This window comes from Tardiphaga sp. 813_E8_N1_3 (assembly GCF_051811025.1).
Lineage (GTDB): Bacteria > Pseudomonadota > Alphaproteobacteria > Rhizobiales > Xanthobacteraceae > Tardiphaga.
In genome coordinates, this window is the sequence record NZ_JBPWQE010000001.1 from 287,672 (window position 1) to 306,637 (window position 18,966).

Sequence of the window (18,966 nt, forward strand, 5' to 3'; positions counted from 1 at the left end):
CGCCCGGCATGGCAGCCCGGCGTTACTCCCGAGCGGTCAGGTCAGGCCGGCGTGGAAGGCGCGGACGATCGCGGCGCATTCGGCCGGCTTTTCCATCTGCATGAAATGCGAGGCGTCAGGCGCGGTAGTGAAGGCGAAGCCGCCATCGCGCGCGAAGGCACGCTCCATGTCGACGAACGGGCTGGTTCTCGTCTTTGGTTCGCCGGCGACGAGCAGCACCGGCAGCCTGACGCTGCACATCCGCTCCCAGGCGCCCGGGAGATCCTGCATGGTGAAGATGCTGGCCTCGAATTCCCTGGCGCAGGCGAGTTCATAGAGCAGCCTGTCATCATTCCAGCGCAGCGTGGATGCGGCGAGTGCTTGCAGTCCGGCATCGTCGACGCCGGCAAATGCCCGGCTGCGGCGATAGGAGTCAAACAGCTCCTGCACATTCGGAAAGCTGGTGCGACGTTGCGCGGCGCGTCCGGCGAGTCTGTCATTTTCCGTGCGGAAACTCTGGAACTCCGGATAGCTCGCCGGCGGCGTTGCCGGTGGCTCGAAGCCGACGATGCCGATCCACGGCGTCTCATATTCGGCGGCATGCAGCAGGGTCGTCAGTGCGCTCATCGAATGAAATGCGCCGAGGCTGGGCGCCGCGCCGAGTTCGCGCGTGATCCCTTGCATGATCGCCTCATAGTCGCGGATGAGCTGTGGCCAGACATGCGGAATGGGCTGGCGATACGGACTGCTGCGGCCGTGATGACGAAAGTCAAACACCACGGTCTCGTAGTCATCGGTGAAGTGGTGCCAGAAGCTTTGAAAGGCATCGATGGCGAGGCCATTACCATGGCTGCAGATGATCCGTGGGCCTCTTCCATAAACGCGTATGCTCGCGGTGGCGCCGTCTTCGAGCAGAACCTGAAAAGCGTGCGTCTCGGCAGCAAGGGCCGGGGCGGAAGGCGCATAGTCCATATGGGGAAGAATCCGTTATATTTTGGAGCAAAAGGCGAAGCCGTCGGATGCTTGGCCGGACCGCAGAGTCTGAAAGACTTCGCTGCTCACCGTCAGTTCGTACGCAATTGCACGATACAAAGCGCGGCGGGGTGGTTCAAGCCACACCCGGTCATACCAGCTCAGCTGGAACGCCTGACGATTGCCACGCGGCCGTCGAGCGGGATCGTCGCGTGTCCGTCGGTCACCGGCACGCGGCGCCAGTCGGCATCGTCATTCGGACGGTTGAAGGAGAGCGAAGCGGCAGGGCCATCGACGGCGATGTCGATCGGCTCCGTAGGCACCGGGATGTCTTCAGCCTTCTCCACATTCCAGCAGCGCACCGCGCGCCATACCGCAAGCAGCGGTTGTCCCTGCGCATCCTGAAACGCGATATGCCGCAGGTCCGGTGCCGTGGATGCCACGCGTAGCGGCGGATCGTTGTTGGCGCGGCGTGCGCCTTTCAGTGCGGACAGGAGATTCCGGATCGCATGGTAGCCGGGCTTCGGCGAGCCGTCATTGCGGACGAGGCCCCAATGATGTTCTCCGTCGTTGGGATCGGTACCGCCATCGAAGAATTCGTAGAGGAATGTCCGGAGAATGCCGAGGCGGAAGTTGTTGAGCAGCAGCCGCGGCAGATAGAGCGCCGCCGCCGTTTCCGAGACGCCGGAGGTACCGGGCTTCACGACATTGCAATAGCCGCATTCGGTTGCCAGCGCGGGTGCGCCGGGTTTGAAGGCGTCGCGCATATTGTGCAGATACCAGGACACGGCGGCGTAGTCGTTGGTTGTTTCCGGCTCTTGCGCCTTCTGTACATAGGAATGGATCGCGACGGCATCGCTGAACTGCGCGGCCGGGCGCAGCAGCGCGACGTCGGCGGGCTTCCAGTTGATGACGCTGGGCGACAGCAGCGGCAACTCCGCCGCCGCATATCGCGCGCGCAGCGCAGCGTGCACCTCGCGCTGATAGTTCACGACGACATTGCTCCAGCCCGGCTTCGCCAGCGGCAGCGACAGGAACCAGTCGCTGTTGCCCTCGTTCTGGCCCTCCATCGCCGAGACGCGCTCGATGCCCAGTGCGGCGAGATAGCTTATCATCTCCGGCACGGTGTTAGTCGCCGGCGACACCACAAGATTGAACAGGATGTTCGAGCGCTTGTTCAGCGCGCGCCAGCGATCGAGATCGTTGCCCGGCCGCAACTCGTCGCGCAGATGGTGAATGCCGCTGGCTGTAAGTAGATCGTGAAAACGGTCGAAATTACTCGCATATGGCTCGCTGCTGATATGCACATTGACGCCTACACTGTCGGTAAAGGTATCGGACGGGCCGGGAAGCGGCAGCGCGGCCAATGGACCCGAGCGCAGCATCATAGATGCCGCTCCTCCTATCATGAGTGCTCGCCTGCTCAGGCTGGGCATTTCGATCTCGCACACTTGAAGCCCCAGTGACGCCTCGGGGCAGTCTGGGCCTGTTAGACTCAATAAACCGCCGATCGACAAGAGATGTTCTCGTCAGCGATCAACCGCGCGCTGGTTATGCTTTCGGCAAACCACTTGCACGCTCGCAAAAACGTGAGCTGCGACGGCCCTCGGCCTGTCGGCTCCGGCCCGTCCCATGCGTCTTCCACTCAGAGAGCGCTGACATGGAGACCAGGAATGACCAATTCTCACTATCGCTGGGTAATCGTCGCCGCGGGCGGCCTTCTGGGCTGCGTCGCGATCGGCGGCATGTTTTCGCTGCCGGTGTTCCTGCAGCTGATCGCGCGGGATACCGGCTGGTCGGTCACCGGTATATCGAGCGCCATGACAATTGGCTTCCTCGCGATGGCTGTCACCAGCATGATCTGGGGCACCTTGTCCGACCGACTGGGGCCACTCCCGGTGGTGTTGTCCGGGTCGGTCGTGCTCGCGTCAAGCCTGGCGCTGGCGAGCCTCGCGACATCTCTGGTCGCATTTCAATTTGTCTTCGGGCTGATGGTCGGCGGCGCCACTGCCGCGATCTTTGCGCCGATGATGGCGACTGTCACCGGCTGGTTCGATACGCATCGCAGCCTGGCCGTCTCGCTGGTTTCGGCGGGGATGGGCATGGCGCCCATGACCATGTCGCCGCTGGCGGCCTGGCTCGTTTCGAACCACGATTGGCGCACCTCGATGCAGATCGTGGCCCTCGTCGTGGCCGCGATCATGATTCCAGTCTCACTGCTGGTGCGCCGCGCGCCGGCGCTGGAGGGCGCGCCTCCCGTTCCATCCGGCGAGCCGGTGCAAGCAGAGATGTCGCGCGCGCAGGCGCTACGCTCGCCACAGTTCATCATCCTGCTGCTGACGAATTTCTTCTGCTGCGCCACGCATTCTGGGCCGATCATCCATACTGTGAGCTATGCGATCAGCTGCGGCATACCGATTGTCGCCGCGGTCACGATTTATAGCGTCGAAGGTTTGGCAGGGATGGGCGGCCGTATCGCCTTCGGCCTGCTCGGCGACCGTTTTGGCGCCAAGCGTGTACTGGTCCTTGGCTTGCTCGCCCAGGCGTTCGGCGCGCTCGGTTTTGTCTTCGTGCGTGAACTCGGCGGGTTCTACACGGTGGCGGCGGTCTTTGGCTTCATCTACGCCGGCACCATGCCGCTCTACGCCGTTCTCGCGCGCGAAAACTTTCCGCTGCGGATGATGGGCACGGTGATCGGCGGAACGGCCATGGCCGGCAGCCTTGGCATGGCGACTGGACCTCTCGCCGGAGGTTTGATCTACGACGCGTTCGCCAGCTACGCTTGGCTCTATATCGGCTCCTGGATCATGGGGCTCGGCGCTTTCCTGATCGCCATGACATTTAGGCCGATGCCGGTCGCGAAAGCGGAGCCCGTGCCCCTGCCGGCGTGAGGACAAATCTTCCAGTCGCCATTTGCGGGTGACGCGCTTCGGAAATATAGCCCGTCGTCAACGGATTATGCTGATGAACTGTTGGTGCCCCTGGCCGGAATCGAATCCAGCTATTATGGCTTATTGTTCGTCATCATTGATAGTTGTTCGCTGCTCAAGCGGTTGAACAGACTACAGAAATCTGGATCACTACCCATCGCTGATTATCATCGCATTTCACCTCATCGAACGAGGGAGTGTGGAAACAGGTGGGCAAGGATCAATGGCGACAGGTCGCGACAAACTCTCGGCAGTCAGAGTGAAGCAGGCTCCAGCGGGCAAATACGGAGACGGGGGCGGTCTGTGGCTATTTAAGAGCAGTAAGGACGCCGGCAGTTGGGTCTTGCGGATCGCGGTGCATGGACGTCTCCGCCATATGGGGCTGGGCTCGATCTCGGACGTCGGCTTAAAAGATGCCCGCGAGAGTGCTGCGAAGTGGCGTGGCGTGGTCCGAAACGGCGGCGATCCGATCAAGGAACGAGAACGCCAAAATCGCGAACTCGCGAAAAATAAGTATCTGCTCTGTGATGTTGCGAAGGATGCATTCGAAAGCCGCAAGGCTGAATTAAAAGGGGATGGCAAGGCGGGGAGATGGTTCACGCCCATCGAGCTCCATATCCTGCCCAAGTTAGGCAAGGTGCCGGTCGCTGAGATCGACCAGATCGACATTCGCGACGTGATAGCTCCAATTTGGCACGCGAAGGCCGAGACTGCCCGCAAGGCGATGAATCGACTCAATATCGTTATGCGGCACGCAGCAGCTCTTGGTCTCGATGTGGATCTGCAGGCGGTAGAAAAGGCAAGGGAGTTGCTCGGCAGATCGCGGCACAAAGCTGGTAACATTCCTGCAATGCCCTGGCAGGACGTTCCAGCATTCTACGCGACGTTGAGCGATGGTACGATAACGCACCTCGCGCTGCGTCTTTTGATTTTGACGGGAGTTCGTTCGCTTCCCTTGCGCTTCATTCGCGAAGATCAGATTGCACGCACGAAAATTGTCGGCCGGGAAGTCGCTGTATGGACGGTGCCGGGCGAGGCCATGAAGGGTCGCAAGGATGCGACTGATGATTTTCGGGTTCCTCTCTCGGCGGAGGCTTTATCAGTAATCGAAAAGGCGCAATGTCACGCTCGATTTGGCTTTCTATTTCCGAGCACGAAGCGAGGCGTCGTCAGCGATATGACGCTCGGCATGTATATGCGACGTGCAAAGCTCGATGCTCGTCCGCACGGGTTTCGCTCATCATTGCGCGATTGGTTAGCGGAGGCCACCGATGCACCCCATGAGGTTGCCGAGACAGTGCTGCAGCATGTTGCCGGCAACAGGGTTGTTCGGGCGTACCGACGAACTGATTTTCTGGAACAGCGATCAGCGCTGATGGAAAGATGGGGCGAGTTCGTTGCCGGCAGAAGCGGGCAAGTTCTCCGGTTGATATCAGGACAGTGATTACCAAAAATAGTAATCATTTTAACTGATGGACAGAACAACCATTTGAAAACTACTTATGATCATCGACCATATGTGAGGAACAACGATGATCAAGGATGTTGCTGCCGATCCCCTTCTGACTGTAGGCGAGTGCTGTAAGATACTGAAATGCTCGGAGCCGACGCTGTGGCGATGGGCAGGCAACGGGACTGTTCCAAAGCCCGTGAAGCTTGGGAAATTCCGGCGTTGGCCGAAGTCGGAAATTTTGGAAGTAATTGAGAAGGCAAAGACCGCACGCCACGTCGTTGCTTAAACGATCCGCCACGCCGGGCATGAAAAACGCCCGGCTCAAAGAGAACCGGGCGGGTCTGATTTCCATTTCGCTTCTTGGCAGTTGCGATTTTTACATCACGGACTCGTCCTTTGCAATACTGCAGAGGCACCAATGAATGCTCACACTCGATCGATAGAGTTTTCCGACAGCGAGTTCCTCGATCCATTCGATACCATCGACCCGGCTATCACACAAAACGCGCGTGGCCTTCACCGTGTTCGGCGATGGGTTTTCTTCCCCTATGGTTGGTGGGAGGAGGCGGACGGTTCACTGGTCATTTTTGATCGTCGATCGCATCCGCTCTGCCGCAAGCGGTTGGACGGATCGATCGAAGTCCTTCCAATGCTGAACTTTAACATGCCGCTGTCAATTAAATTCAAGGCGCAACATTTTCTCTATTCGGGCGGGCGTGATCACGCGTGCGAAGACGAGAAAACGCAACAACGCCTCCTTCGGATTGTGCAGCGGCTGGGAATTGAGAATGAAGTTTCGAGCCGTTACGAGGCTTTTCAGGTGGAGAGATTAGGCCGTCGCCGTCGCTTTCTCCGACACTATCGGTGATCGAAATGCCGGGGATTGTTGGAGAACGGCAGGTTGGCGGTTCCCGTCAGGTGATCGTGGTTGCTGGTGAAACGTGCCGCGACAAACTCGCCGCCGCGACTGGCCGCGACGTCGTGTCGTGGGCAGGCGGAACGCAGGGCGTTAAACACGCCGACTGGAAACCTTTCGCCGGCCGCAACGTAGTGATCTGGCCGGACGCTGACGGGCCGGGTCTGGCTATGGCGAATGAGATAGCCAAGCACGTGAGCCAGCTTGGCTCTACGGTCCGCATCGTGGACGTATTCGGCCAAGCGATGCCGAGGGGCTGGAATGCGGAAATGGCAATCCGCGAAGGCTGGGACAAGTCCCGTTTAGACGGCTTCATGCGCGAGGCTGTGAAGCCCTATCCGCTGACCGCCCAGTCGAAACCTACCGTTGCATTGCCGCCGTCACCAAAGCTCGTCAGCGAAGAATTTCCTGGCGGGCAAGTCAAGCCGACGTATGAGGCAGAAACCGCCGACCAAGGCAAGCTTGTCCGCATGGTTCCCGCGCATCACGTCGTATGGGGCAGTGAAGTTGAGGTCGCCGGCATCTTGGCACGCGAACTGTCCGTCGATCGCGGAGGCAAAGTCGTGCGAGCGGAGGGGCAGTTCTGGGAGTTCGACCGAACACAATGGTCTGAAATTCCAGAACAGCGCATGCGGCTCATGGTCCATCAATTCGATGGGGCACGCGTCGGCGACAAGGGAACCCCGCTGAAGGTGGGCAAGCGGATGATCGACGGCGTTCTTAGCGAACTCGGCTCGATCCTGGGGAAACCCGATTATTTTGAAAGGGGCACAGTCGGCGTTAACGCTGCGAATGGCGTAATCACATTCGACGACGCGGGCAATCTGTCGCTTCGTCCACACAGTGCCGACGATAGGTTTCGGTTCACGATCCCAGCCGATTTCAAAGCTCATGACGATATGGAACCGCCGGACGGCTCTTTCCTCCATCACCTCCTATCTGGTGCGTTTCGCGACGACGCCGATGCGCGCGCCAAGCAGCAATTGGTCGGTGAGATGCTGGGCGCGGCGGCGCTTGGTCTGGCAACGAAGCTACTACAACCGAAAGCGTTCGTTTTCTTGGGTGAGACTGCGAGTAACGGCAAGAGCACGATCGCACGGCTCCTGTCATGCCTGCTGCCGGACGGCTCCGTTTCTTCAATCTCGCCCGCCGCGTTCGGCGACGAGCGGCGCATCATCAACCTAGCGGGTAAGGCCGCGAATGTTGCCGACGAACTTTCTGCGTCAGCGATTGCAGGTGAATCGTTCAAGGCAGCTGTGACCGGTGACGCATTAGAAGGCCGCGACGTCTACCGTTCTGCCGTGACGTTTCGACCTAGAGCGTTGCACTGTTTCACGACGAATACGCTGCCACGCTTCAACGGCGGGCTTGATCGGGGGCTTCAGCGCCGCCTCGTGGTTGTCCGCTTCAACCGCACCATTCCAGAAAGCGAGATCATCCCGGACATCATTGAGAAAATTCGTAATGACGAGCTTCATCTACTGCTTCAGTTTGCTATTGCCGGAGCCCAGCGGCTGATCCGAAATAAGGCTTATACAATCCCGGCCTCGTCGAAGGAGGCTCTGCAGAGCTGGCTCATGCTCGATCCGGTCCAGGAGTGGTTGACGGTTCAGACTACGAAGGTCACTGACGAACCTGCCGGCGGATGGCAGGCGACCGGCAAGTTGTATGCTGCCTTCAAGGGCTGGGCACTTGATGAGGGGCACAATGAGCGGTTCTTGCCGCCAGTGAATACGTTCTCGCAGCGCTTGAAGGCCTCGGGCATTCAGATCGTGCGGCGATCGAGCGGCTCAGTCGCCGTTGGCGTCTGCCACAAGACAAGGATAGACTGGTAATCGACGATCCCGTTTTGATGATCGTAGTGATCTGTACGTAACGTCGAATCGACGGGGGCGGGGCCTGCAATGAAGCATATTATCGTTGGTGCCGGTGCAACTTATGGTGAGGCAATCGCACTCGGACATCCAGCTGAACTTTGCCCTCCGCTCATCAATAACTTCGCACGAAAGACCTGGGAGAATTACTCTCCGCATCCTTTCTTAGAAGCCTATTTAAATCAACTTGGTCACCAAGATTTGGGGGCCGATCCGAGGGAGCTTTTCTATCAACTTGAGGAGACCGGCGCTGCCAACATTGAGCGATTTATGGAGTTCGTATGGAACAATCGAAATGCTGAGTTCAAAGTAAGCGATAGACCGCCTCCTGGGTATATTTCAGGGTTGCGGATCACATCGGCTGGCGTTCCGGACGATGGCCGGACACCTGCATTCTGGGATGATCTTCTCTATCATGGCATCGGAAATCCGATCGCCTTCAGTATGATGCAATGTTTTCATGAAAACGGTTCTGGGTGGCGAAGTCTTGATCTGACGAAATCGGTCGCTGCTCGTCTGCAGCCCGGAGACCTCATTCTCAACTTAAACTACGATACTGTCTTTGAATTAGCTTTAGAGCAGATCGGATCACCCTTCGTTTACGCTCCAGGCATCGCCAAAAATGGTCAGTTGTTGGTTTGCAAGCCTCACGGCTCACTCAATATGGTGACGAACGAAGCTGGATTCACCTTCGGACAACCGGGCTGGCTCGGCTTGCCACAGCCGGCGGGATATAGAAGCTTCAGTGGCATTATGCCGCCTCGTCTTAACAAGCGGTTCGATCAGCATCCAACCGCAAGAATGATCATTGACGCAATCAAGCACCGGAAACCTCGACAAGTAGTTATGTGGGGCATTGGACTGACGGACAGTGATGCCGACCTGATCGCCCTTTATTCAAATTGGATCCGCAGGGCAGGCTCGGTGGATATCATCAACCCGCGCGCCGACGTAGCTGCAAAGGCAGAGAGTCTCTTTAGGCGGAATGTCCGGCACTTCAGCGATGTGGCGAGCTGGCTGACTAGCGGATAGGTGAGTATCACCGCGCCGCTCAGTGCCAAGAATATACAGCGTCACCGCATAGCAATTGCTGATCTTTGATATCCCACTAATGCAGTACCGATGCGCCCAATGCCGGCAAGGTTAGGGTGTTCTTCGTAAGAGAGCAGCGCCTCCGTTAGAAAATGATCAGCATTCAAGAAGCCCTCTGGTGGCGCTCCTTTGAAAGAGCTGCTCACCTTGTGCATGGCGTCGCGGAAGCCGGTGGTGAACGCGTCGGGCTTCATGCCGGTTGACTTAGCCGTTCGCACCAGGAGTTCCAAATCTTCCAAGTGTTCTTCGATCGTGGTCACTGGTTAACTCCATGACAGACGATTGCGCACATCGGACGTCGCCTGCGAGGCGGCAATCTGAAGATTTCAACAGGTTGGTCACAAGTGAGGGTTAAAAGCTCGATACTCCATATATTCGCGTCATACCCGACTACATAACCCGGTATACACACAACCCTACATGAAATTTTCGACAATGGGTCTGTCACTTGCATGTAACGGTTTGAACGGACTCAACTTTCGGTCTCTCATATGCAGCACTAATGCGCAATCGTGCGCAATTTCACGTTGATCTTCCGCACGTTCCGCATGCGGTCTAGGTCAGGTACTCAGGATGCTCGAATGAGACCGATCAACAGGCAGGCATCCTTTGGCATTAGTTTCGGGCCCGCCGAAAAGCGATGCCCGCCGAGTGAGCGGATGACAGACGCAAAAGTTTTGTTGCGTCGGACCAGTCGTGCCGAAACGCTGCTGCTTAAGCGCGAACGGATGAAAAAAAGAAACAAAGCCAAGAAGGCGAAAAAAAACCGCATCAAGGCTCGAACCATTCAGGCCTAAATGTCGTGCGCACTCGTCGGATGGCTCGTTAGCAAAACTTAGTCAGCGAGTGGTGACGGCAACCATTCGCGGTTTATGCGTTGGGAATGATGAAGCCCGACGCACCATCTGCTGGCCTGACCCCGAAGCAACAGCGCTTCGTCGCCGAGTATCTGATCGACCTCAACGGCACCAAAGCCGCTATCCGTGCTGGTTACAGCGCGCGCACGGCCAATGAGCAGGCGGTCGCGCTTCTGAAGCATCCGGGCATTGCTGCTACGATTGATGCTGCAAAGATTGCTCGATTCGAACGCCTCGATGTTGATGCCGACTACGTGCTGCAGCGGCTGTTCGCGGAAGCCCAGGCCGATCTTGCCGACCTGTACACCCACGCCGGTGATCTCAAACCCGTTGATGAGTGGCCGCCCATCTGGCGCACCGGCCTTGTCGCCGGCCTCGATATCGAGGCGCTGTATGACGGTTACGGGAAAGACCGGGTTCAGATCGGCGTGGTGAAGAAGCTTCGCTTGTCCGATCGCCTGCGCCGGATCGAATTGATCGGCAAGCATATCAGGGTCAACGCGTTCCAGGACACCGTGCAGCACAACGGCCTTGATGGCTTGGCCGATCGCTTGGCGCGCGCGAAGGCAAGGATTATCGCGGCCGGGACTGAGGACACGGCGGTCGATATCGCGTCTGTCGCCTCCGCAACTCCGTCCAATACTGAGCAAGATCAGCCCAGGCCCGAGCCTGTGGCACGTGAAGCAACACCCCCGCCGCAGGCCGCGCCAACGCCGCCGCCGAGAATTCACCGGCCAATCATGCCGGCTGCACCATGGCCGGACTTCTCCGGTCCCGTTCAAACCGACTACGACCCCCTCAAAGATTGATCTGAAAGGCATCTGACAAATGGCAACCGTCGCCGCCAACATCGCCACGATCGTAAACCAGGCTGCCGCTCTGGACACGCTTGTCACTCAGTTTCGCGCAGCCAAGGCGATCATCGAAGCCGCCGAGCTAGAAATCCGGCAGGCGCAGCCTAACGCAAACCACGACACACGCGCGGGCCGCATTCGTCTTGCCGATTATGCGGTTGGCCGCATGACCGATCAGAGCCAGTTCAACGGACCCACTGTCGCTTCGTTTGCGGCATCAGCATGGGCAGGAGTTTGACATGAGCATGTTAGCAAACGCGAACGTCGCGACGCTCACTTCCGCGCAGATCGATGGCAATCTCGCAGTGGCACGTGATCTGATCGGCCAACTCGAAGACCAATCGCGGGACTTTTCTCTTCCGGCCGCTTCTGGTGATGAGGCCGCCGTTGCCTTGCTCGCAAACGTGCGGGCGCAGATTCGGCAGGCGACGGAGGATGTGTCTGTTTTGGAGTTGGCAAGACAGGTTGCCATTGCCAGCGAGCTGAACGCGGCGAAGATGAAAGATGAGGCCTACCGGGCACGTCATCATCAAACCGCACGGGAGCGTGCTGCCGAGATCGTGAAGCGCGCGGTGCGCGCTGACGAGTTACTTGCCGAATTGAAAGCCGCTATTGGCGGCATTGCCGAGACAGAACGGGCAATCTGGAACGCGTTGCGTGACGCCGGTGAACCGCCGGGAGATGCGATCGTGGGGCGCAAGAATTTATCACAGTTCGCCGTCGATCGGGTCGTGGCGTTCTCAAATGGCAACGATCGGCTCAATGCCAATCGTCCCCTCGTTGCAGAGATTGCGCGCCGCGCTTGGGCAAATCTCTTGATCGTGGAAGATGAAGCAGATGACATCTGAAGCCTCTTACATCCTCTTCCCCAATGACGCGCCCGTGCCTTTGCGAACGCCAGAATATTTCAAGGTGCAGCAGTCAGAGGCAGAAGCGCGCCTGATGCGCTCGGAAAAGCCGGACGCTGACGCAGCGGCTACCCGACTGTTCCCCAACGAATCGGCGGGTGCGGCCGATACTGCTAAGCCCGCAGTTGCGGAAGGTCAGAACGTCGCCGACCGGCTCTTTCCGAAAGATTCTCAAGACTTCGACAGCACCAGTGCAGCGGACTTCTTCGACGGCTTTGCCAATTCGGCGGTGGCCGACGGTGATGTCGATCGTGCGCAAGCCCTTAATGCGGCGGGGGAAGCGCTGATCGATGATGCGCGTACTGCAGGGACGCAGGCTGCCGATTTGACTGCGGCTCTGGATATTGTTCGGGAGCGGCAAGGTGACACCGTTGCAGCACCTTCCGAGGAGAAAAGGGGCGAGGAATTCGCCTCCAGCATGGCAGCGATCCAGGCCGAGTGCGGCGAAGACTATCTGCATGACCTTGGAGCGGCCCAGGCGTTCATTCGCGACCTGGAAATAATCGCTCCTGGCACAATCGCCTCTCTCAATCACACCGGGTCCGGCAATGATATCCGGCTCATTCGAGCAGCTATCAAAGAAGCTCGCCGACGCGGGTATGGGAGTTCGAAATGACGTTTGAGCCCATCCCGTGCCCTTGTTGCAGCCAGCCGGTGCGAGTCCCTTCGCTCGAAATATTGATTGATCGGTTCCGCGTGTCGCCGATGGAGGCGCGCGTTCTCGGTGCGGTCTGGCGCGGAAAGGGGCGCCCGGTTCAAACGAGTCGTATATTCGATGCGATGTGGATTGATGACATTGATGGAGGTCCTGCACTTCAGCGCATGTACGCAGCATTCAAATCTGCGCTCTGTCATCTCCGCGATCGGCTGGAAGGATCCGGAATTAGCATCGAGAACGTGGGCTATCGCCGGGGCTACCGTTTGGTAATGAAAGCAGACTGATCATGGTGAAAGTTCCGTCCTACGAACAGAACGTTCAACTGCGGCCCGAGTTTAGGCAAGACCTTGTGTCGTCGGCGACGCCGCAAGCGTTCGGTTCAGACATCGGCAATGGCATGGAGCAGCTTGCCAAGGGCGGTATGGACCTGGCGAAGGGTGTCGGGCATATCTTGGATCTTCAGGACGCGTTGCGCGCGAAAGACGCCGACAACGACTATGCAAATTGGATGCGCGAGCGGCAGTATGGCCCTGGCGGATTCATGACGCTGGAAGGTCGCGCCGCCGTCGATGGCCGGGTGGCTTTTGAGCGAGAAGCTGCCGAGAAGCGGAAGGAGTTTGGGCGGGACCTTACGCCTGGCGCTGGCCTGCATTATCATCAAGCGTCACAAGCACGACTGCAGGCAACCTTGAATCAGTCGATTCAGCACACCGGGCAAGCCACCAAGCAGTGGTTCAATCAGGCCTCGGCGGCCCGCATCGAGACGTTCGGTAACGACGCGCTAGCAAACTTCGACAAGCCGAACGTAGTGATGAAGAACATCGCGGCGGGTCAAGCAGAGCTGCGGCAAGCGGGCGCGATGCACGGATGGGACGCTGACACGTTAAGTGCTAAAGAACGCGAATATGTGTCCGGCGTTCACAAGAACATCACGCTCCAGATAGCGACGACCGATGCGCTCGCTGCCGACAAGTATATGAAAGCGAACGCTTCGTCCCTCAGTGGCGCTGACAGATATTCGCTCGACACCGCGCTCTCGACAGAGATCAAGTCCGAGCTTTCAAAGCGCGAAGCCGACAACATCCTGCAGAACGGCCGCAAGGTCGATGCGCCGACGCAAACGCAGGGCCGCACCATCGGACAGTCCGGGCCGTCGAGCGCACGCGCATTGGTGTCAACTCGCCTAACGTCGGGCAAGGCCGCCGATCACATCGACGGGCTTGACGAAAGCTTCGCAACCAACCTGGGCGCGATGATTCAGGACGCGCCTCCGGGCATCCGTGAAAAGCTCGGCGTGCTGTCCGGCTATCGGTCGAATGATCGGCAGCAGCAGCTTTGGACCGAAGCGCTCCAGAAATACGGATCGCCAGAAGCCGCGCGCAAATGGGTCGCGCCTCCTGGCAGTTCGAAGCACAACCACGGGCAGGCGGTCGATTTGGCCTATGACGGGCAGTCCCTCGCGCAGGCTCCGAAAGAGGTTGTCGATTGGGTCCACGCCAATGCCGGTAAATACGGCATGTTCTTCCCGATGGCGCATGAGCCTTGGCACGTCGAGCCCACTGGATCGCGATCCGGTACGGTCTCGCCGCGCAATAACATGGTCGCACCGCGTGCGGCGATGGCGTCCTATGACGATATCGAGGGGCGGCTCGCCGCGATCTCCGATCCGAAGGTTCGCGATCTGACGCGTCAACGTGTCATGTCGGGCATTGAGATGCAGAACAAGGCGACGGAAGCGCGCCAGAAGCAGGCCCAGGCCGAACTTTGGCAGTACATCGACCAGGGCAAGAGCCCGGATCAAGTGCCCATGGAGACGCGGCAGGCGGCGGGCATGGCGGCGGTGTCGTCGGCGTGGGGCTATATGGCGACGGCGAAGACTGGCCGCGAAGTCCAGAGCGATGAAACGCTTGTCTATGACATGCGCCGATATGCTGCCAGCAACCCGACTGAGTTTGCGAAGGTCGATCTCAACGACTATCGCGACCGTTTGTCGAAAGACACGATCAAGGAATTCACAGGGCTCCAGTCCGGGGCTTTGACGGATCAGCGCAAGGCGCGCGAGGAAGGCTTGAACCTGACGACGGCGTTTTCGCAGGCCGAAACGCAACTGGCCTCTGTGGGCATTTCAACGGCGGGCAAGAAGGGTGCCGAGCTGGAAGCGGCCAACCGCCGCGTCGCTCAATTCAACAATGCGCTGTCGTCGCAAATGGATGAGTTTAAACGCGCGAACAAAGACCGCCGCCCGAACCAAATGGAAATTCAGTCGATGATCAACGCGCTGCTCTTGCCTGTCGTTGTCAAGACGCCCGGCACCGCGTGGGCATGGACCGAAGCCACCTGGGACTACTTGACCGGATTTAAAACGGGCCGCCGACCAGACGGCAATCCGAGTTGGGGTACCAACGAATGGAAGCCCAAGATTTCGGTTCCCGTCAACGGCTTCTTCTCAAACGAAAAGGTCTTCGAGCCTGCGCGAACTTTTGCATTTGAGGCCGCCAACCGCCCCGATGGCTCATTCGTCGATGCCGTGGTGAAGTATGAGGACATTCCGATCGATCTCCGACGAACGATTGCGCGGGACTTGGAGAACGAAATGGGTAGGCAGCCTGGAAAGGGGGACGTTATGCAGCGATACGAGAAGTTCCTGTTACATACCCAGGATGCCGCCAAACGGAGATAGTCGCCACCGAGCGTCGCTGAATAACTATTGTAGTTTGCTTCGAAGCTTCTGAAGTTCGTAGGTGGCGTTTCTCGCATCGTTAGCGGCACGACTTGCCGAGTCGCGCGCTTCTCGAGCGGAATAAGACGCGTCCTCAGCTTCGCTGCTTGCAGATAGAGCGGCCAATAAGGTGAAAATCTGCAGGAGGAGTGCGACGGCGATTACCAAATTGACCCTGTTGATAACAGCCCAGCCGAAGGGACGTGATGCTTTGATCTCAGAAACGATGCCGCGCACTGTCATTGACCAACCCCAGGAAGAACGAAATGAGTGAAAATACGATCAGAACATATGCTGAGCTTTTGCTCAATGATCAGCGATGTGCAGTCAATCTGGTTTATTTGCCGGGTGGAGCGCGAGATTTCGAGCGTGACCTAATCGCAGCAACAACCGCTGAGGTTAGTGATGCTGCCGGGCTGGCGCAGCTTGTCTCTCTTGCACATGCGGCATTCGTCGTTGCAGACACCGGAGCCGAAGGCGTAGCGCCACCCTGGTATCGCGAGATCGGGTTGCGGCTACTGAGGCGCTCAATGGATGCCATGACCGTAATCCAGGCTGATCGCGAGCGGGAGACATCTAGCGTCCACTGACGTGCCAGAACTGAGCAACAATGCCGCTCGCTCGAACTTCCCTAAAAATGCGCTGATGGTTTTAAGAAACAACCATCGCGGCGGAATGGTGCCTCACAGATTCACAGTGAGGCACCATGACCGTTCCCAGCAACGTTGCACGATCCGGGCCGTACACCGGCAACGGCGTGACCACGATTTTCAATTACGGGTTCCGAATCGTCGACGAGGGCCATCTAACCGTTTACCTGTCGCAAGACAGCGGCGAGGAAATTCTGACGCTCGGCGATGACTATTCGGTCTCGAACGTGGGCGATGTGGCGGGCGGGCATATCACGGCGACCGTCCCGCCGACTGCCGCGCAGCAAATCACGATCCTGCGCAACGTCCCGAACACGCAGGAAACCGACCTTGAAAATCAGGGGGCGTTTTTTGCCGAGACCATTGAACGCGCGCTGGACCTGGGCGTGATGCGCGATCAGCAGATGAGCGAGCGCCTTGACCGCGCTTTGACAGTCCCGCCGACCGCGTCTGCTGACGCTTTAAACAACCTGATCAGTGACGTTCTCCGCTTGGCTGAGAGTGTCGACAGCATCGATACTGTCGCCAGCATCGCGGGCAACGTTACCGCTGTGGCCGGGATCGCGGCGGACGTCACGACGGTTGCGGGCGTCACGGGGGATATTGCCGCCGTTCTTCCGTTCACGGACGAGATTACGGCTGTGGCTGGTGTGGCCGGCGACGTCGCAATTGTCGCGGACAACATCGCCGACGTCCAGAATTTCGCGGACGTCTACCAGGGAGCGAAGGCCGCCGATCCCACGTTGCGCAACGACGGAACGGCGCTCCACGTTGGCGATCTCTATTTCAACAGCGTCATCCAACAAATGAAGATGCGCGGTGCGGCTGTCTGGACGTCGGTATCGGATCAGGCGCTAAACATTTCGACCAAATCGTTCGTTGGCAACGGTGCGGCCACGGCCTTTGCGCTCAGTGTCGCTCCAGTCACCGTGCGCAATCTCGTGGTGACGCTCAACGGCGTGGTGAAAACTCCCGTAACGGATTACACCGTTGACGGTCTGACGCTGATTTTCACGGTAGCGCCTGGGAACGCTGTCAAGATCGACACTTGGGTACTCGCGATCACGGCGGAAATTGCCGTGCCTGCTGCCGGTAGCGTCACCGCAACATCAATCACGGACGATCCGATCGGGCTCACGGCAATCCGGCTCAAGCTAGGCGCGGACGGTGGTAGCGGGGGCGGAGCCGGGGGCACTACCGTTTCGCTGCTTGCATTGGCGTTGTCGGAAGCCACGAGCAACCCGGTTGTTCTCGGCGAAATGTTTGCTGACGCCTTTAAGTCACTAGGCATGGTTGATGTCGCAGGCGCAACGATGCTCGACACCAGCGAGGCCGGACTGCTGAAAGTTGGCCTCGGCTATGGTGCGGATCTTACGACGGTCGGGCAGGCTATCGCGGGCAGTGAGGCGTCCACGGGTGCAGCTCATGATATGGGAAACGCCTTCGATAATGGATCGGGCTCATGGTTCTCGGCGGAAACAGGCGCGGCGACGGCCGCGGTTTCTTACATAGGACAAACATTTCCGGTGGCGCGGCGCGTCCGCCGCGTCACGATTTTGCAGAATTTTACCCCAGGAAATACGGCCACGGGTGCGTGGGTCCAGTATTACAACGGCTCGACTTGGGTTATTGCCGGGTCGAATAGCGCGCTTGTCTTTAACGTCAAAGGTGTAATTGACCTGCCTGACGTTGGGGCGTGGCAGAATTGGCGTGTCCTAAACGCCAGTGGCGTAGTTGCTGGCAATAGTTGGGCCGTCAATGAAATCGAGATGATGGAGGGTGCGACCGGCTCAATGATTGTCGCGTCGCAGCTTCTTCCATCGTCGCAGCAGCCGACCGGGATCTCTGCGGTTCTGCGCGTTGTGCCGACCGATGCCCTCACGCTTAATACGGACATTTTCTTGGACGTATCGCGCGATGGTGTCACCTGGACGCAAGCCGTACTGGCGCTTGGGTTCGTCGATGGCGGGACGTCGATCCTGACCACGAACATTGTAAACGTCACCGGCCAGCCGGCGGGCAATACTCCGCGCTGGCGAATCCGGAGCGGCGTCACGCCGAAGAGCTACAAGATCGACGGCATTGCGCTGGGCTTCGCACAATGACGGTCATCGGTCCTTCAACTGGTTTCTTCGATCCGACGCATTCCGGCTTTGGGTACACCGATCATGCTGGCGTTGCAGTCGCGAGCGACAAGGCGCGGTTCACTCGGCCTCTGGTGTTTATAGACTATGAGCGTGCTTCGCCGGGCGCGCGCGTGCGGTTCCGCACCGATGCGCCGAATGTGACGCTCAAGCTGTTCATGAACAACCTTGCGCCGAATAACGGCACGAATTCCATAGCCGCCTATATCGACGGCGTGTTCTCCAGCGACAACGCACCGACGCGCGGCGTGGCAATGTCCTACGATATTGCGCTCGTCGGAACCGGCTTCCGTCTGATCGAATTGATGATGCCGTTCGCGGCCGGCGTCGATTTCGTCGGGGCGGTCATCGATCCTCGATATCGCATCCTGCCGGCGCTGCCTCGGCCTCCGATCCTCATGACTGTCGGCGATAGCATCACGCATGGGTTCGAATCGACACTGACGCGATTGTCGTGGCCGACACGTCTGTCGCAAGCGGTCGGGATGCAACTGGTCAATATGGGGTTCGGCAGCTCACGAACGATCCACCACATGGCAGGCGATTCAGCAGCCGCGATCCAACCGGCGAAGATCATCACGGCGCTGGGCCATAACGACTTTGGCGCGCAGGTTGATGGAAACACGTTGAAGTCGCAGTACACCAGCATGTTGAACACATGGCTGACGGGAACGTCCGCGAAGATCTACGTTGTTACGCCGTTTTGGACGAACCTAACGGGCGCGCTGACAATTGCGCAATATCGGACGGCGATCACTGAGGCTGCAACCGCAATCGGCAATTCACGCATCACGGTCATCGACGGGTTGGCGCGGGCGACGAACTCGACCGCCAGTTTCCCCGATGGCATCCACCCGAACGACGCGGGCTCGGCTGAGATTGCCGCGTCGCTGCTGCCATTCATCGCCGCGTGATCTGTTGCGCCGTAGTTGCGATCTTCGCAACAAGGTCATGAATTTA

At 58.7% G+C, this 18,966-nt stretch carries 20 protein-coding genes; 16 read left to right on the forward strand and 4 right to left on the reverse strand.

The window, feature by feature from the left end; translation table 11 throughout:
• Positions 1-36: 36 nt before the first annotated feature.
• The gene (locus AB8A33_RS01315; protein WP_439091113.1) at positions 37-951 is read right to left on the reverse strand and encodes an alpha/beta fold hydrolase; all 915 of its coding nucleotides are present in this window, start codon (positions 949-951) and stop codon (positions 37-39) included.
• A 161-nt stretch (positions 952-1,112) separates the two neighbouring features.
• Positions 1,113-2,339, reverse strand: coding sequence for a hypothetical protein (locus AB8A33_RS01320; RefSeq protein ID WP_439091114.1), 1,227 nt, complete (start codon positions 2,337-2,339; stop codon positions 1,113-1,115).
• A gap of 285 nt (positions 2,340-2,624) precedes the next feature.
• On the opposite strand from AB8A33_RS01320, the gene AB8A33_RS01325 reads away from it, so the two are divergent.
• The 6 genes from AB8A33_RS01325 (at position 2,625) to AB8A33_RS01350 (ending at position 9,156) form a co-directional block, all read left to right on the forward strand.
• Complete coding sequence (locus tag AB8A33_RS01325) at positions 2,625-3,842, forward strand: MFS transporter (RefSeq protein WP_439091115.1); 1,218 nt, start codon at positions 2,625-2,627, stop codon at positions 3,840-3,842.
• Between the two features lie 262 nt (positions 3,843-4,104).
• Complete coding sequence (locus AB8A33_RS01330) at positions 4,105-5,325, forward strand: tyrosine-type recombinase/integrase (RefSeq protein ID WP_439091116.1); 1,221 nt, start codon at positions 4,105-4,107, stop codon at positions 5,323-5,325.
• An 88-nt stretch (positions 5,326-5,413) separates the two neighbouring features.
• The gene (locus tag AB8A33_RS01335) at positions 5,414-5,620 is read left to right on the forward strand and encodes a helix-turn-helix transcriptional regulator (protein WP_439091117.1); all 207 of its coding nucleotides are present in this window, start codon (positions 5,414-5,416) and stop codon (positions 5,618-5,620) included.
• Between the two features lie 132 nt (positions 5,621-5,752).
• Positions 5,753-6,202 (forward strand): hypothetical protein, encoded by a 450-nt coding sequence (locus AB8A33_RS01340; RefSeq protein ID WP_439091118.1) that lies wholly within the window; start codon positions 5,753-5,755, stop codon positions 6,200-6,202.
• 5 nt (positions 6,203-6,207) lie between these two features.
• Positions 6,208-8,085: a DUF5906 domain-containing protein gene (locus tag AB8A33_RS01345; protein WP_439095825.1), complete on the forward strand. Its 1,878-nt coding sequence runs from the start codon at positions 6,208-6,210 to the stop codon at positions 8,083-8,085.
• A gap of 69 nt (positions 8,086-8,154) precedes the next feature.
• The gene (locus tag AB8A33_RS01350) at positions 8,155-9,156 is read left to right on the forward strand and encodes a hypothetical protein (protein ID WP_439091119.1); all 1,002 of its coding nucleotides are present in this window, start codon (positions 8,155-8,157) and stop codon (positions 9,154-9,156) included.
• Between the two features lie 41 nt (positions 9,157-9,197).
• On the opposite strand, the gene AB8A33_RS01355 is transcribed toward AB8A33_RS01350, so the two are convergent.
• Positions 9,198-9,476: a hypothetical protein gene (locus AB8A33_RS01355; RefSeq protein WP_439091120.1), complete on the reverse strand. Its 279-nt coding sequence runs from the start codon at positions 9,474-9,476 to the stop codon at positions 9,198-9,200.
• A gap of 321 nt (positions 9,477-9,797) precedes the next feature.
• Here AB8A33_RS01355 and AB8A33_RS01360 point away from each other — a divergent pair, with 321 nt between their 5' ends.
• From AB8A33_RS01360 to AB8A33_RS01390, 7 genes are all read left to right on the forward strand, one after another.
• Entirely contained in the window at positions 9,798-10,013 is a 216-nt protein-coding gene (locus AB8A33_RS01360; protein ID WP_439091121.1) for a hypothetical protein, read from the forward strand.
• An 86-nt stretch (positions 10,014-10,099) separates the two neighbouring features.
• Positions 10,100-10,882: a terminase small subunit gene (locus AB8A33_RS01365; RefSeq protein WP_439091122.1), complete on the forward strand. Its 783-nt coding sequence runs from the start codon at positions 10,100-10,102 to the stop codon at positions 10,880-10,882.
• A 19-nt stretch (positions 10,883-10,901) separates the two neighbouring features.
• Positions 10,902-11,165 (forward strand): hypothetical protein, encoded by a 264-nt coding sequence (locus AB8A33_RS01370; protein WP_439091123.1) that lies wholly within the window; start codon positions 10,902-10,904, stop codon positions 11,163-11,165.
• 1 nt (position 11,166) lies between these two features.
• On the forward strand, positions 11,167-11,775 hold the full coding sequence (locus tag AB8A33_RS01375) for a hypothetical protein (RefSeq protein WP_439091124.1): 609 nt from the start codon (positions 11,167-11,169) through the stop codon (positions 11,773-11,775).
• Complete coding sequence (locus AB8A33_RS01380; RefSeq protein ID WP_439091125.1) at positions 11,756-12,451, forward strand: hypothetical protein; 696 nt, start codon at positions 11,756-11,758, stop codon at positions 12,449-12,451. Before AB8A33_RS01375 ends, AB8A33_RS01380 begins: the two co-directional genes overlap by 20 nt.
• The gene (locus tag AB8A33_RS01385; protein WP_439091126.1) at positions 12,448-12,777 is read left to right on the forward strand and encodes a hypothetical protein; all 330 of its coding nucleotides are present in this window, start codon (positions 12,448-12,450) and stop codon (positions 12,775-12,777) included. Before AB8A33_RS01380 ends, AB8A33_RS01385 begins: the two co-directional genes overlap by 4 nt.
• A gap of 2 nt (positions 12,778-12,779) precedes the next feature.
• Complete coding sequence (locus AB8A33_RS01390) at positions 12,780-15,173, forward strand: M15 family metallopeptidase (protein WP_439091127.1); 2,394 nt, start codon at positions 12,780-12,782, stop codon at positions 15,171-15,173.
• A 24-nt stretch (positions 15,174-15,197) separates the two neighbouring features.
• Here AB8A33_RS01390 and AB8A33_RS01395 read toward each other — a convergent pair whose 3' ends face one another.
• The gene (locus tag AB8A33_RS01395) at positions 15,198-15,455 is read right to left on the reverse strand and encodes a hypothetical protein (RefSeq protein WP_439091128.1); all 258 of its coding nucleotides are present in this window, start codon (positions 15,453-15,455) and stop codon (positions 15,198-15,200) included.
• Positions 15,456-15,478: 23 nt separating this feature from the next.
• Between AB8A33_RS01395 and AB8A33_RS01400 the strand changes: the two genes are divergently transcribed.
• From AB8A33_RS01400 to AB8A33_RS01410, 3 genes are all read left to right on the forward strand, one after another.
• Positions 15,479-15,802, forward strand: coding sequence for a hypothetical protein (locus AB8A33_RS01400; RefSeq protein WP_439091129.1), 324 nt, complete (start codon positions 15,479-15,481; stop codon positions 15,800-15,802).
• A 116-nt stretch (positions 15,803-15,918) separates the two neighbouring features.
• A complete protein-coding gene (locus AB8A33_RS01405) occupies positions 15,919-17,967 on the forward strand; it encodes a hypothetical protein (protein ID WP_439091130.1) in 2,049 nt (682 codons plus the stop codon).
• Positions 17,964-18,920 (forward strand): SGNH/GDSL hydrolase family protein, encoded by a 957-nt coding sequence (locus AB8A33_RS01410; RefSeq protein ID WP_439091131.1) that lies wholly within the window; start codon positions 17,964-17,966, stop codon positions 18,918-18,920. The genes AB8A33_RS01405 and AB8A33_RS01410 overlap by 4 nt, the downstream gene beginning before the upstream one ends.
• Positions 18,921-18,966: the final 46 nt, after the last annotated feature.